This is a genomic window from Faecalibacillus intestinalis, assembly GCF_015097455.1.
Classification (GTDB): domain Bacteria; phylum Bacillota_I; class Bacilli_A; order Erysipelotrichales; family Coprobacillaceae; genus Faecalibacillus; species Faecalibacillus intestinalis.
On sequence record NZ_AP024085.1, the window covers coordinates 771,939 to 786,801 of the forward strand.

A 14,863-nucleotide genomic window follows, 5' to 3' on the forward strand; every position below is an offset into this window, starting at 1 on the left:
ATTTACATAAATGTTAGTTTGGTTCTATAATAGAAAATGGGTAATTAGCCAAATGGGAGGGTTTTGTATGAAAAAGATTATTATGGCTGCAGGAGAGAATAGTCAAACAATTTTATTAGGTATTTTAGTGATTATTTGTATCATTATTGTATTAAATATGATTTCATTCTTTTATAAAAAATATAAAAACTCTCATTTTAATAAAAATGATTTAACTAATCAAATATTTGATGAAGATCAAAGTCAACTTTATGTTTTAGTTAGAACTAAAGATTTTAAAGTTTTATTTATTTCTTCACGTTTTCAAGAAGTATTTCATATAGCTAAAGAACGTATAGTTGTAGATTTTATGGTTTTAAAAGAAATGGTGGAGGAAAGAGTTTATCGTGATTTTATGAAACAATATCAATCATGGAATCAAGAAAATTCTTTTAAATACTCTTTTAAAATGAAAGATGTAGATCAATGGTTTGTACTTACAGTAAGTGCGATAGAAAATGGTAAATATCATTTATTTGCTTTCTATGATCATAGTGAAGATGTTTTAAAAGAAAAAGATTATTTAAAACAAATAGAAACTACAAAAAATGAAAGTGAATATAAAGCATCTTTTTTATCAAGAATGTCTCATGAGATAAGAACACCAATGAATGGTATTATTGGAATGTTGACATTAGCTATAAATACACAAGATACTAAACAAGAAGATTATTATTTACAACAAGCTCAAGATATTTCTCAATACCTTCTTTCCTTAATTAATGAAGTATTAGATATGTCTAGAATGGAAGCTGGAAAATTAGAATTAGAAAATAAACCATTTAATATTTATCATTTAGAACCTCAATTAAATAATATTTTCAAAGAAACAATTGAGAAAAAAGATGTAATGTTTAAAATAGAATATTTTGATTTTGATGTTAAATATTTTGTTGGTGATGAATTACGTATTATGCAAATTCTTGTTAATTTATTGTCTAATGCTAGTAAGTTTACTGAAAAAGGTGAAATTAAAGTGACATTTAGACAAATGTATAAAGAAGATCAAGTGGCTAATATTATGATGCGTGTACATGATACTGGTAAAGGAATGTCTAGAGAATTCTTAAGTCATATTTTTAGACCTTTTGAACAAGAAGGTGTAGAGATTTCTAAAAAATATGGTGGTAGTGGATTAGGCATGGCTATTACAGATCAACTTGTTAAGTTGATGGGTGGTGAAATTGTTGTTGATAGTTTAGAAGGAAAGGGGAGTGATTTTACTGTCTTTTTAAATTTACCAATTTCTACTAATCAACAATATGAAGATAAAAAAGAAGTTGTTGTAGAAGAATTTAGTTTTGATCAAAAACGTATTTTACTTGCGGAAGATAATGATATTAATGCTGAAATTTGTTTAAGTGTTTTAAATGCTAAAGGGGCTTTTGTTGAACGTGTAGAAAATGGACAAGTTGCAGTAGAGACTTTTAAAAAGCATGCTGAACATTATTATGATTTGATTTTAATGGATATTCAAATGCCTGAAATGAATGGTTATGAAGCAACACAAGCAATTAGAAGTTTAAATAGAGAAGATAGTCAATCAATTCCTATCTTTGCTTTGTCAGCGGATGCTTATGTTGAAAATAAAAGATATTCAAAAAAAATGGGAATGAATGGCCATTTTTCTAAACCGATTGATTTTAATGAAATGGAAAAAGAATTGGGTCAATTCTTTTCAAGGAGAGACATAGATGAAAAAAACATATAAATTATCAATTCCTTATTTAGGAAAAGTAGCAGTAGTCACAGTAGTATCATTTTCATGTGCGATTTCTGCTTATCAACTTTCTCAAAACAGTTCTATCTTTTCACCGCGATCAAAAGCATTAGAACTCAAAAATAATCAAGTCATTTTTTCAAATCAAGACCAACAAACTCATACTCATCAAGAACCAGATGAAAGTCAGTATTTAAAAGAAAATCAACAATCATTAGATAAAATATCACAAACAAATTTAAATAATTCACCCTATCTCTTTAAAAATCAAGGAAGAGTAGATCCAACAAAGATATATGGACAAACAGGATTAGGTGTTAATGGAAATAATACTATAGGTGTTAATCCAAATGGAACAGGTGACGGTAATGTTACAGTTGTTATTCCTGGACAAAAGATACCAATAAATAATACAGGAACAGGTATTTCAAATGAAGTAGTAGATAAAAATACCAATCATGATAATAAAACACCAATAGTTGATCCTGATCCGATAGCTAGATTACCAGATATGTCTGATGATTTAATTTATGGAGACGCATCAACATTTACAAATGATGGTATTCTTCAAAAAGAAGGTGCTAGTTATACAATTCAATTTTTAAGTACAGAATTTTTATCTAAAGAAAGTGTTGATCAATTATATGAAGGTTGTGTCATTACTCCTTGGAAATTATTATGTAATATGGTAGTAATAATTGCTGAAAATGAAGAAGGTAAGTTGCCTAAACTTTATCGAATAGAAGATTACAATGATAATTTTAAAATAGGGTCTTATCCTCAATATGCAACGGAAGATTTTACAGTAAAGTTTTATTTTAGAATGAATGCTTCAAGTCCTTGGCAAGAATATGAAGTGACATTTAAGGTCGAATATCAAACACGTATTTCATTACAAGATTACAATCAACAAGAAACAGGTTATTTCTACTTAAAAAAAGAGGAAACAGAAGATTTACGAAAATACTATAATTTGATCGTACCAACTTATCAAACACAAACACAAATATTTATGGGTTGGAAAAATGAAGATGGTAGCGATATTGATTCACAAACAGCATATATAGCTCATAAAAAAGGAAGAATTTCACTTATTCCGTTAGAAATGAAAGATTTACCTGAAGGGTATGAAGTTCAATTACAAAGTGAATATGTATTTGCGGAAGATTTATATACAATTTATAATTATGCATTTACAGGTTATAGTGGTGATGAATTTGCGGATATTCATGTACCTGAAGAAGTAAACAGTATAGAAATGAATTATGCAGGTTGGCAAAATTTCTATGGCGATTTTTATATACCTGCTTCTATTGAAAGTGCCCATTTTGGATGGAGTGGTTTACAACTTTATGGTAAGTATATTGTTGATGAAAATAATACAAAATATAGTTCTAATGAAGATGGCTTGTTAATGAATAAAGATCAAACAATTGTTTATCAAACACCGATAGCGGATGCAATTTATATTCCTAAAGGAGTTACAGCAATTAAAGGTATTGTTTCCTGGTTTGTATCAGATGTTTATTTTGATGGTCCATGTATGGTTGATCAAAGTTCATTTAAGAATATTCAAACAGATACAATTATTCATGTCCCTGATGAATATTATTTGGATTATTTTAAGAAAAGTTATAGAAGATTTGTAACAAATTTAATTAATGAAAATGGAGAATCGTATGATTATACGGTGAATAATAATTTGGTTTTCTTAAATGATGAAAGAGAATTAGTGAGTACAATGGATAGTGCCGCAGGAACAATTGTTATTCCTGAAACAGTAGAAAAAATAGATGATTATGCTTTTAGTGGTAATGATAAAATTATATGTATTATCTTTACTCATGGTGATGTTGAATTAGGACATCAAATTTTTAAAGATAGCCATGTTGAAGAAGTTAATTTTTTAACGAAAGATATTCCAGGTACAAATAGTGATACATTTAGCCAAGCGGATTCATTAAAAGCAATTAATGTGTCAATAAATTATTATGAATTATATGATGATAAATGGAAGAATGAAATAGATCAAGCTTCATTTGCACTACTTAGTGAAACAGATTCAAGTTTTCAAACAAAGAATGGTTTTGAATATCTAGAAATGTATTATCGTGATAGATCACATGCGACGATTTTATTAAATGCACCTACTAATTTAATACAATTTGACGAAAATAGTATTCCAGGGGTTACAATTACAGAAATAGGACAACATGCTTTTTCTGAATGTAAAAATTTAAAACATGTCAAGTTATCTAAACATATTAATCAAATTGATAGCTATGCTTTTTATGGCTGTGAGGCGTTAGAAAGTATTTTCTCTGAAAATACAGATAGCATCACTATTCAAGAAAATGCTTTAGAAATTACAGATAGTTGGTTATTTGATTTACGTTATATGGCATTTAATGCTAAAAAAGCTATTTTTGAAAATGATTATTTGCCTTCAGTAACAAAACAAATATATATCCCGTTTGATGGAGAAGGCTATAATGGTGGTAATACATATAGTGGTGCTTATTTTATAGATGAATCTTATGGTGGAGAAATTCTTTATGGATATGCTCGAGGAACAGATCAAAATGGAAACACTGTTACAGTAGAAGATGAATTTTATTTAATCAATGCCACAACAGATGTTCAAGGGGATGTGGCTACTAAAGAAGGTACATTTGAAATTTGTACAAGTGCTTTTGAAGATGTGCCAATTACTTCCGTTCAATTTAATATGACAGATGATATGTATTGGATTGATGATTATGCCTTCTATGGAACGAATTTAACAGGTGAACTTGTTTTACCTGATGGTTTAGGACCAATTGGGCAAGTTGCATTTTATGGATCAAATATTTCAAAAGTTATTTTTCCAAAAACTTATGGAAATGATACAGATTATCCTGCATGTTTATGGACAAATACTTTTGGTGGGGATGAAAGTTTAAGTGAAATTGTTTTCCAAAATGCAACACCAATTGAATTATTCTATAATAAATTTACTGAATATACTTTTGGTGACATGGCTAGTGAAGATTTCCATATTACTTTAATTGGAGCAGCTAAAGGTTTAGAACAAAAATACATAGATGCTTGGAAGTACCGTTTCATAGCTTGTGAAAATAATGATCCAAGTGTTAACGAAGAAAAGCTTAATCAATCAGTAAAGAAAATTGCTGGTTTATTAGGATATACTTTACCAGAAACAGGTACTCAACCTGATGACAATCAGGAAGTTGTTCCTGATGTTGAAAAAGCACCAGAAGATAACCAACAAGAAGTCAATGATGAAGATCAAAATGATCAACAAGATGAAAATAAACAAGAAGCTTTAGAAAATGAGGTAGATGAAAATGATAATTGAACAATCACAACATATTATTGATGAAGTCTCAAAAGTCTTTATTGGTAAAGATGAAATAATTAAAAAGGTTTTAATGACAATTTATGCAGGAGGACATATTTTGTTAAACGATGCGCCTGGAACAGGTAAAACAACATTAGCGTTAGCTTTTTCTAAAGCTTTAGGTTTAGATTATAAAAGAATTCAGTTTACAACAGATACATTACCATCAGATATTGTTGGTTTTACAATGTTAAATAATGAAACACAAAAATTTGAATTTAGACCAGGGGCTGTATTTAGTAACTTACTTTTAGCTGATGAAATTAACCGTACATCGCCTAAAACACAAGCTGCTTTACTAGAAGCAATGGAAGAACATAATGTAACATTTGATGGTGTTACTTATGATTTACCACATCCTTTTATTACGATGGCAACACAAAACCCCATGGGTTCTGCTGGTACTCAACCTTTACCAGAATCACAATTGGACCGATTTATGATTTGTTTATCTATTGGTTATCCTAATTTAGAAAAACAAATAGAAATTATTAAATCACGTCGCTATGATAATCCAATTGAAAGAATTAAAGAAGTTGCTTCAAAAGAAAATGTGATTGAAGTACAAAACTATTTATCTTCTGTACGTATCTGTGATGATGTTTTAAAATATATTGTCTTATTATGTGAAAAAACAAGAGAAATGCCTTTAGTAGAATTAGGTGTTTCTCCTCGTGGAGTATTAGCACTTGTACAAATGGCTAAAGCACATGCTGTTTTAGAAGATCGTATTTATGTTATTCCAGAAGATGTTCAATATGTCTTTTTAGATGTATGTGCACATCGTATGATATTACGTCCACAAGCAAGGGTAGAAGGTTTAGATGCTAGAGATATTTTAAATGAAATTTTAAAAGAAGTTAAACCTCCTTTGGCTGATTAAGATGAAGAATAAATATTTGTCGTATGGAATAATTAATTTCTTGGTACTTGTTGCCTATATTTATTCTACATATTTCTACTTCTTAATTATTTGGATCATTGGTATTGTTTTTCCATTTATTTTAATTACTTTATTGAAACTGGAATTAAGATATATTCAAATGGATATCCAAGGTCCAAAGCAAGGAAAAGTAGGTCAGTCTCTATCATTTACAACAGAAGTAAAGAGTCGTTATAGACTACTTGTTTCTGGAAGAATAGATTATGTTTTTGTTTATAAAAACATGACTTTAAAAAATGAACTTAAAAGAAATATTTTTATTCCATTAGGAATAAAAACAGCCCGAAAGAATCAAGAATATACTGCGACTTATTGTGGGAATGTCATGATTTCATATGAAAAAGTTTATTTATATGATGTTTTTGGGTTTTGTAGAGTTCCTATTTCACAAACTCAAAAACATCATCTTGTGGTTTATCCAGGGAAAGTAAATATAGAATTATTATATAATGAACTTTCTAAACCTTATGAAAATGGTGTTTTACAGTACCAATATAAAAAAGGTCCTGATATGTCTGAAATTTATGATTTAAAGACATATTATCCTGGAGATGATATTCGTCATGTTCATTGGAAACTTTCTGCTAAAACAGGACAAGTTTTATTAAAGGAAGGTTCTCATAATAGTAGTTTTGAAACTGTTTTACTTGTAGATATTGGTTTAAAAGATCAAATGAGTGAAATTGATAAACATGTTTTATCTAAATCGTTAGCTTTTGCGATGAGTATGTCTGAAAAGTTATTATTGAAAAATATAGGGCATTATGTTGCTTTATATGATCAAGGAAGTTTTTATTGGTTAGAAATGAATAGTCTTCAAGATTATTATCAAGGTATGGAAAATTGGATTTCTAAAGGTATTACAAGTCAAGGTGGAGATGCACTTCATTTGTTTGCGAGTGAGCATTTAGATTTATATTTTACAAAGATGATTTATGTAACTGCTGGAGATTTTAATGAAGAGTTATCTAGATTAAATGATTTTTTGAGTATTAGTGCAATTACGATTAAAAATGATATTCAAAATGTACAAACAATCAAACATTTTCAAAATCAGTTATATGAATTACCATTAGATTCAATTGATCAAAATATGTATCATTTTGAAATATAAGGAGGTCAAATATGGAAAAAAATAAAAAAAATAGAATTATTTCTTTCATTGTGACCTTCTTTTATTCTTTAATGAGTGGTATCAGTTTTCTATGTTTTTATCATAATGTAGTAATAAGTTCTTGGTTATTAGAAATAATTGTGAGTATTGTTTTATTACTAGCTTTATCTTTGTTATCGTATAAAAAAATAAAAACAATTATTTTACCAATCATGATGACAATAATGATTGGAATTATTTATTCATTTCAAAGTTTTTATTATGGATTCTTTGGAATAATGAATTATATTATTGAATGTTATAATACAAAATTTGAAGATGCTAGAAATATGATGATGGCTGCTTCTATTACATCATCACATATACAAGCAATGAGTTTAGTAATTGTTATTTGGATGACGTATTATATTTATCAATCTATAAAGAAAGAAAAGTATACTGTGTTATCTATTCTTTTCTTTGTTTTATTTTCTTTTACATTATGGATCGATTGTTTTTCTTTTGTAGGAGGAACGTTGTTTAGTATTAATGCTTTAATGGTATGGATGTATCATCAAAATAAAGTAATTAATACAAAAACAATTCAATGGTTTATTATTCTTTGTATTATCTTTGTTTCTCTTGCGATACCAAGTTACCAAGATAATTTAACAATTGAACAAATTAAAGAAGATGTTTTACAACAAGTAGATGATCTTCGTTATGGTAAAGATAATTTACCTCAAGGTGATTTAAATAAGGCTTCTAGGATTCATGAAAATAATCAAGAGAGATTAGAAATAACAGTTTCACAAAGAAAAAACCTTTATTTAAAAGGATTTGTAGGAAGTACATTAGAAAATAATCAATGGCAAGATTTGACAAAAGCAAGTTATAATGGTGAACATGAAGGTATGTTGAAATGGTTGAAAAAGAAGAAATTTTCTTCAACATATCAATATAACCTTTATCAAAAACTATCAAAGAATGATGATCAAAAACAAAATGTAACCATTAATAACGTAGCAGCAAATAAAAAATACTTATATACACCTTATTCAATTAATCAAAGTGATGTTACATCATCAAATATTCAAAAAGATTTAAATTTACAATCAATAGCCTTATTTGGAAGTAAAAGCTATAGCTATCAAGAAACTTCCTCTACTTCACCAAGCGAATTAATGGTTGGAAGTGATTGGTTAAATAATCCAAATGCTTCACAAAAAGAATATTTAGATACTGAATCTATCTATAGATCATTTGTTTATGAAAATTATCAAACGGTAGATAAAGGATTAGAAAAAACAATTTCTCAATTATTTGATCAAGATGATTTTGAAAACACAGGTATTTATTCTGTTTGTCAACATGTTAGAGATACAATGACAAGTTATTTAAAATATGATGATCAAATAAGTGATAAAGATAGTTTAGAGGATTTCTTAAATCAAAAAACAGCAGGTAATGATGTATTATTTTCGACAGTAGCAGTTGAAGCTTTTAGATATTACGATATACCAGCTAGATATGTAGAAGGTTATTATTTAAAAAGTGATGCAATTGATGATGAGGGAAATGCAACTTTAACCTCAAAAGATGGACATGCTTGGGTAGAAGTATATTTTGATGGTATGGGATGGTTACCAATTGATGTTACACCTGGTTATTATTATGATGTGTATACTTTAATGAATATGGTCGCAACTCCTCAAGGAGAACAAAGTGATACAAATATTGAAAAAGGACATCAAGATTCTCAATCTGTTGATGATGGTCAAAATGGTGGCATGATTAATGATTTAATTGATCATGTTGGAAATTTAGGTATGATGTCTTTAGGGGTATTAACAATTGTTTGTGTAGTTATCTTTATTATATGGATTTTATTAGAATTATTAAGATTGATTTTAAATATAGGTGTTAAATATATTTATCATCATGCTTCTTCTAAAAATAAAACAAAATATTTATATGGTTTAATGGAAATGTATTTGAAATCTTATGGTATAGATTATCAATTAGGGTTAGATTCTATAGAAGTGGATGAGACTTTAGAAAAGATGGATTTGATTCATCAAGGTGATTTTTTAAGAGTTTGTAGGTTGTTTGAAAAGAGTTTTTATGGTGAAATAGAGTTAGAAGAATTTGAACTAAATATCATTATTCATTTTATTGTTTTATTGTATCAAAATCAAAAGGGATTAAAATGGTATAATAAGCTTAAAAGAAGATATACTATTTTATCTAGAAAAGATATTTATTTGAAATTAATAAGGCGTAATGAGGGTGATTAGGATGGATAAAAATGGGAAAATACTGATTGTTGATGATGCAAAGTCTAATCGAGAGATACTCTCTGAAATATTAAATCAATATACAGTTATAGAAGCAAAAGATGGCTATGAAGCTTTAGAATATTTAAAATCTGATAGCAAAAGTGTTGCACTTGTTTTATTAGATCTTGTCATGCCTGAAATGGATGGCTTTGAAGTTTTAAAGTATATGAACAAAAATCATTTGATAGAAGAAGTGCCAGTGATGATTATTTCTATCGATAAAGATGATAAAAGTATTGAAAAAGCCTATGAATTAGGTGTATCAGGTTATATTACAAGACCGTTTTCATCTGCTGTTGTCTTAAAAAAAATAAATAATATTATTTCTCATTATAAAAGACAAAAAAAACTTACAACCATCATTAATAAACAAATCTATGAAAAATATAAAAATAACGATATGATGATTATGATCTTAAGTCATATCGTTGAATCTCGTAATGGTGAAAGTGGTTTACATGTATTACACATTAAAAAACTTACAAAATTGTTATTAAATATTTTAGTTAAGAAAACAAATCAATATTCCTTAACTTTAGATGATATGATTTCAATTGAAGTGGCTTCTTCTTTACATGATATAGGAAAGATTGCTATTCCAGAAGAAATCTTAAATAAACCATCATCCCTTACTAAAGAAGAGATGGAAGTCATGAAATCACATGTTATCATCGGTGCAAAGATGTTAAATAGTTTACCATTTTATAATGATGAACCAATTGTAAAATATGGTTATCAAATATGTCGATGGCATCATGAAAGATATGATGGAAATGGTTATCCAGATGGTTTAAAAGGAGAAGAAATTCCTATTGCGGCACAAGTTGTTTCAATTGTTGATGCATATGATGCTTTAACAAGTAAACGTGTTTATAAAGAGGCTTATAGTCATGAAGAAGCTTTAAAAATGATTCAAAAAGGCAAATGTGGTGTTTTTAATCCTTTACTTATAGAATGTTTAATGGATATTGAATCATACATTCAAAATGATTTAAAAATTAATGAATTTTATGAAGATAATGAATATTTTGAAGAACGTACACAAGAACATTTAAAAGATGAAGGTCTTAATTTATCTAATTTACTTTATCAAGATTTATATTTTGAAAAATCAAAATATAAATTTTACAGTGAATTATCTAATAATATTCAATTTGAATATTCAGTTGTACCACCATTACTTACATTATCTAAAAAAGATGCATTATTATTAAATATAGAACCTAAAATTATAGATCCATTAAGTAATGAAAAAGTTACAAAACTATTTATTAATAATGATTTTAATGTATTCATACAACAAGCTATTGATTTAGAAAAAGAAAAAGATAAGTTTTCGATGAATACAAAACTTAAAATCAATAATACAATTAAAGATGTTAAAATAACTGTACAAGTTATTTATGATGGTGAAGAAGTTTTAGGGATATTAGGAGACATAGAAATATTATAGGAGAGTTGTTTATGGAGTTAGAAGAATTTTACAAACAAGTTGGTGGGAACTTTGAAGATGTTAAAAGAAGATTATTTAATGAAGAATTTATTAGAAAATTTGTATTGAAATTTAAAGATGATGAAACATTTGATAATCTTATTGATGCTTTTAATAAAGTTGATTATAAAGAAGCCTTCCGTTTTATTCATACCTTGAAAGGAATAAGTGTTAATTTGGGATTTGATGATTTATATCAAGCAAGTTGTAATTTAACAGAATGTTTAAGAGAAAAAGAAAATTTAAATGATGAAGAACTTGAAGAAGCAGGTAAACTTCTACAAATAGTTAAAGATAACTATCAAAAAATAATAGAATTGATTGTTCAATTATAAAAATATGTGAAAAAAGGTCGAATTAGAGGGGAATTTGTTGCAAATTCCCTTTAAAAATATTATTATCTATTTGTAAAGAAAAGAAAAAGGCAAAGCTGTTGAAAAACAGTGACGCAAAGCCCTAGGGTCTAAAGTACGTAAGTGCTATGATCGCCGGTTACCCTAACCTATCAAGATATATTTTCGTATGTCTATGAGTTATAGCAACCACCAAAATAATAGGTGGTTTTTAACTGTCATAGGATTTCTTTAAAATATCATATCAAAGAGGGAGAAGAAAAAAAGAAATGATGAAAGAATTATTAAAGAAATTACAAAAAAATCTAACAAAAAAGGTTTCACATTAGTTGAAATCATCGTAGTATTAGTAATCTTAGCTATCTTAGCTGCAATTGCTGTACCATCAGTATTAGGATATGTAAACGAAGCTAAAGAAGAAAGATACATTCAAGAAGCTAGATCAATCTATGTAGTAATCCAAACTGAAGAAGCTAAATCAAAAGCTTTAGAAGAAGCAACACCTACTTATGGTTCAGGTACTGCTAATGCTGATGCTACAAAATATACAGGAGATGGTATTTGTAAAAAAGCGTTTGATATGACAGGATTACAAGTAACAGAAATTACTGCTCCTACTGATTCAAATAAATATTATAATCTTACATGGAAAAGTGATGACGGAAAAACAATTAATGCTCATTTAACTAAAAATAAAGATGTAAAAATTATTTCTAAGAGTAAATAATAGAAAAATAAAATGATACCACTACCAAAAAAGGGCGCTCTAAATAATCGAGTGCTTTAGCGAAATTCGCTCTAAATTATTAAGGGGGATATTGATGTGAAATCAGTATCCCCTCTAAAATATTCAGTGCTTTTTTAAGAGGAAAATTAGGATGATGTCTGGTCCTGGTGTTCCTCCTTTTATTTGTTTTCTATTTTTATTTTATTTTTTGTAGGTTCCTCTAGGATTTCCTATACGTTTTATTCTGTCTGTATGTTCATTCATTGTGTAAGTTTCATATTTATTTTGAGAATATAGGATTCTGTTTCTTGCACGTTGAAAATTGGACATACCATTTGCATTGGATAAGATCTTCTTTACATAATTGTTTTTACCTTCACATGGTCCATTAGATATACGTCTGTCATTTATCCATGTAAAAGAGTTGAGTATTTCTTCTTTCCAATGTTCAAGCGTCACCGCAACACTTATACTTTCTTCCACATGTGTATGTTTGAATTTTTTAATTACTGCATTGAGTTCCTTTCTTTTATTAGAATTATTGACTTCTTCTTTTGAAACTTGATCGAATATCAAATATTCTTCTTTGGCATTATAGGCCTGTCTAAGTTCACCATCAAAGCTTAGTAAAGTTTCAAGTATCATGTTTTCAGTTACATGACATTCCATTATCTTATCATACTTGAACGTTTCATTGTCTATGTTATTTTTGGATTTTAACAGTATCTTGTAACGATGTTTCAATAATCTGTATTCTCTGGATTTTTTATTTTTAGCATATTTACGCATAATTCTTTTTCGAGTATGATTGAGTTGATCATTTATTAGTCTGGTAACGTGAAAATGGTCAACAAGCAAGGTCGAATTTGGAAAATATGTCTTTAGTAAGGGTTTGAATATAAAGCTCATATCAGTGCATATGTATTCGACCTTTTTTCTTTCGTCCAAATCAATCTTAAATAGATAGTCGGACATGATATCATGAGTTCTGGATTCAACGATATCAATAATCAAATTGTTTTCAAAGTTCATAAGGATAGCAGGATATTTATATTTGGAGTTTCTAGAGAAATGAAATTCATCAATCAATAGAACTCTAGGAAGGCTATGTCTTTTAATTCTGACAAAAGTATCAAATATTTCCATGATTCTGGTAGAAGAAACACCAAACATTCTAGCAATGGAAGCATAAGTAGCATTATAAGGTTTTAACCTGTTTAGAATAGAAAAGATAGCTGTTCTAGTAAAAGACCAATCACCATAAGCAATAGGATTTACATCAGAAAAAGAAGCATTACAGTCAATGCATTTATACCTTTTAACATAAGTAATCATCTTTACAGGTTTATCATTAACAGGTACAGATACAAGAGATCTTTTCTTATTGCCTTTACTAATGAAATGAGTGCTGCCACATGTAGGACATGAAAATCTAGATGGCTTGAATCTAATATCGATTTCATAATTAGATTCTTTATGATCTACAGTAAATGTTTCAACAACATCATCCTTGATATCAAATAGTTTTAATAATTCGTTGTTCATAATAATAATTTAATCAGGACCAGACAGTAAAATTGTATCAAAAAAGGGGATGATTCACATCCCCGCGAGAATTTAGAGGGTACTCCGCCTAATAATTTAGAGTGAACCTCTAAGCACCGGATAATTTAATATACCCAAAAAAGTAGTGGTATTTCTATATGTATTCGAGGTGATTTAAATGATTAAAAGATTTAATAAAAAAGGATTTACATTAGTAGAAATTATTGTTGTATTAGTTATTCTTGCAATACTTGCAGCAATTGCTGTTCCTTCTGTTTTAGGATATGTCGAAGAAGCTAAAAAAGAAAAATATATTGCAGAAGCTAAAGCTATTTACACTGTTATTCAGGTAGAAGAAGCTAGATTAGAAAATGAAATAGATTACACAGATAAAGGTGATTCATACCATAATATGGAAGATATGTATAAGAAACTACGTAATAATACAGCTGATAATCCAGATGGTGAAAATATTATTTCTAATAAAGTAGGTATTAAAAGTATGGACTGGATATATTCTAATGAATCTAAAGATGGTTATGTTTATCTTTTACATTGGACAAGTGATGATGGTAAAAAAATACAAGCAGAACTTTATAAGAATAAACAAGTTAAGATTACATCAATTGAATAATTTAAATTATTATAATTTTATTCTAAGAAGTTTATGACCAGTCCTTATAAGAATGGTTTTTTTATGTAATAATTAAGAGAAAAATGTTGGATTATTAGAAATTTTATATATATGTGTTATAATATAGCCAAAAAAGGGGAATGGGCATATGAAGGAAAGATTGAAGAATAACAAGGGTTTTACGTTGGTAGAAATTATTGTTGTGTTAGTGATTTTAGCTATTTTAGCTGCTATTGCTGTACCTGCTGTTCTTGGATATGTAGATGAATCTAAAAAGACGCGCTATATTGAAGAAGCTCATTCTATTTATACAGTTATTCAAACAGAGGAAGCAAGGTATAAAGCTTTAGGCAATGAATTAAATGATGATACTTATAATAATACTGAGTATAAAAAAGAATTAACAGAAACAATAACAAAAAAAACGGGTATTCAAAATGTGACGTTTGGTACTTGTAGTCATATTGGAAAAGATAATGCAAAGTACTATGTTAATTTTAAAAATGATGATGGAAAGAATGTTTATTCTGTAATTAAAAGAAATAAAGATATAACAGTAAGTGTTAATTAGGGTGAGG

11 protein-coding genes and 1 riboswitch are annotated in these 14,863 nt (G+C 28.0%); of the genes, 10 read left to right on the forward strand and 1 reads right to left on the reverse strand.

The genetic code is table 11. The features are described 5' to 3' along the window. The first annotated feature begins 67 nt into the window (after nucleotides 1-67). The 8 genes from Fi14EGH31_RS04015 to Fi14EGH31_RS15260 all read left to right on the forward strand — a co-directional run bounded on the left by Fi14EGH31_RS04015 (nucleotide 68) and on the right by Fi14EGH31_RS15260 (nucleotide 12,106). Complete coding sequence (locus tag Fi14EGH31_RS04015) at nucleotides 68-1,750, forward strand: ATP-binding protein (protein ID WP_158569951.1); 1,683 nt, start codon at nucleotides 68-70, stop codon at nucleotides 1,748-1,750. After that, nucleotides 1,734-5,117 carry a leucine-rich repeat protein gene (locus tag Fi14EGH31_RS04020; RefSeq protein ID WP_118473903.1) on the forward strand — a complete coding sequence of 1,128 codons (3,384 nt, stop codon included), beginning with the start codon at nucleotides 1,734-1,736 and terminating at the stop codon, nucleotides 5,115-5,117. Before Fi14EGH31_RS04015 ends, Fi14EGH31_RS04020 begins: the two co-directional genes overlap by 17 nt. Beyond that, nucleotides 5,107-6,042 carry an AAA family ATPase gene (locus tag Fi14EGH31_RS04025; protein WP_118473907.1) on the forward strand — a complete coding sequence of 312 codons (936 nt, stop codon included), beginning with the start codon at nucleotides 5,107-5,109 and terminating at the stop codon, nucleotides 6,040-6,042. The genes Fi14EGH31_RS04020 and Fi14EGH31_RS04025 overlap by 11 nt, the downstream gene beginning before the upstream one ends. Nucleotide 6,043: 1 nt before the next feature. Continuing rightward, a complete protein-coding gene (locus Fi14EGH31_RS04030; RefSeq protein WP_107030676.1) occupies nucleotides 6,044-7,216 on the forward strand; it encodes a DUF58 domain-containing protein in 1,173 nt (390 codons plus the stop codon). An 11-nt stretch (nucleotides 7,217-7,227) separates the two neighbouring features. After that, a complete protein-coding gene (locus tag Fi14EGH31_RS04035) occupies nucleotides 7,228-9,492 on the forward strand; it encodes a transglutaminase-like domain-containing protein (RefSeq protein ID WP_200765163.1) in 2,265 nt (754 codons plus the stop codon). A 1-nt stretch (nucleotide 9,493) separates the two neighbouring features. Then, the gene (locus tag Fi14EGH31_RS04040; protein ID WP_158562292.1) at nucleotides 9,494-10,987 is read left to right on the forward strand and encodes a response regulator; all 1,494 of its coding nucleotides are present in this window, start codon (nucleotides 9,494-9,496) and stop codon (nucleotides 10,985-10,987) included. 11 nt (nucleotides 10,988-10,998) lie between these two features. Next, a complete protein-coding gene (locus tag Fi14EGH31_RS04045) occupies nucleotides 10,999-11,361 on the forward strand; it encodes an Hpt domain-containing protein (protein WP_022000763.1) in 363 nt (120 codons plus the stop codon). 78 nt (nucleotides 11,362-11,439) lie between these two features. Continuing rightward, nucleotides 11,440-11,526, forward strand: a riboswitch (cyclic di-GMP riboswitch). 433 nt (nucleotides 11,527-11,959) lie between these two features. After that, a complete protein-coding gene (locus Fi14EGH31_RS15260; RefSeq protein ID WP_234697825.1) occupies nucleotides 11,960-12,106 on the forward strand; it encodes a hypothetical protein in 147 nt (48 codons plus the stop codon). Nucleotides 12,107-12,307: 201 nt separating this feature from the next. On the opposite strand, the gene Fi14EGH31_RS04055 is transcribed toward Fi14EGH31_RS15260, so the two are convergent. Beyond that, nucleotides 12,308-13,651, reverse strand: a complete 1,344-nt coding sequence (locus Fi14EGH31_RS04055; protein WP_118721956.1) for an ISL3 family transposase — start codon at nucleotides 13,649-13,651, stop codon at nucleotides 12,308-12,310. A gap of 178 nt (nucleotides 13,652-13,829) precedes the next feature. Between Fi14EGH31_RS04055 and Fi14EGH31_RS04060 the strand changes: the two genes are divergently transcribed. Both Fi14EGH31_RS04060 and Fi14EGH31_RS15625 read left to right on the forward strand, forming a co-directional pair. Continuing rightward, nucleotides 13,830-14,285, forward strand: coding sequence for a type II secretion system protein (locus Fi14EGH31_RS04060; protein ID WP_117481432.1), 456 nt, complete (start codon nucleotides 13,830-13,832; stop codon nucleotides 14,283-14,285). 148 nt (nucleotides 14,286-14,433) lie between these two features. Then, the gene (locus tag Fi14EGH31_RS15625) at nucleotides 14,434-14,856 is read left to right on the forward strand and encodes a type II secretion system protein (protein WP_117481431.1); all 423 of its coding nucleotides are present in this window, start codon (nucleotides 14,434-14,436) and stop codon (nucleotides 14,854-14,856) included. Nucleotides 14,857-14,863 lie beyond the last annotated feature (7 nt).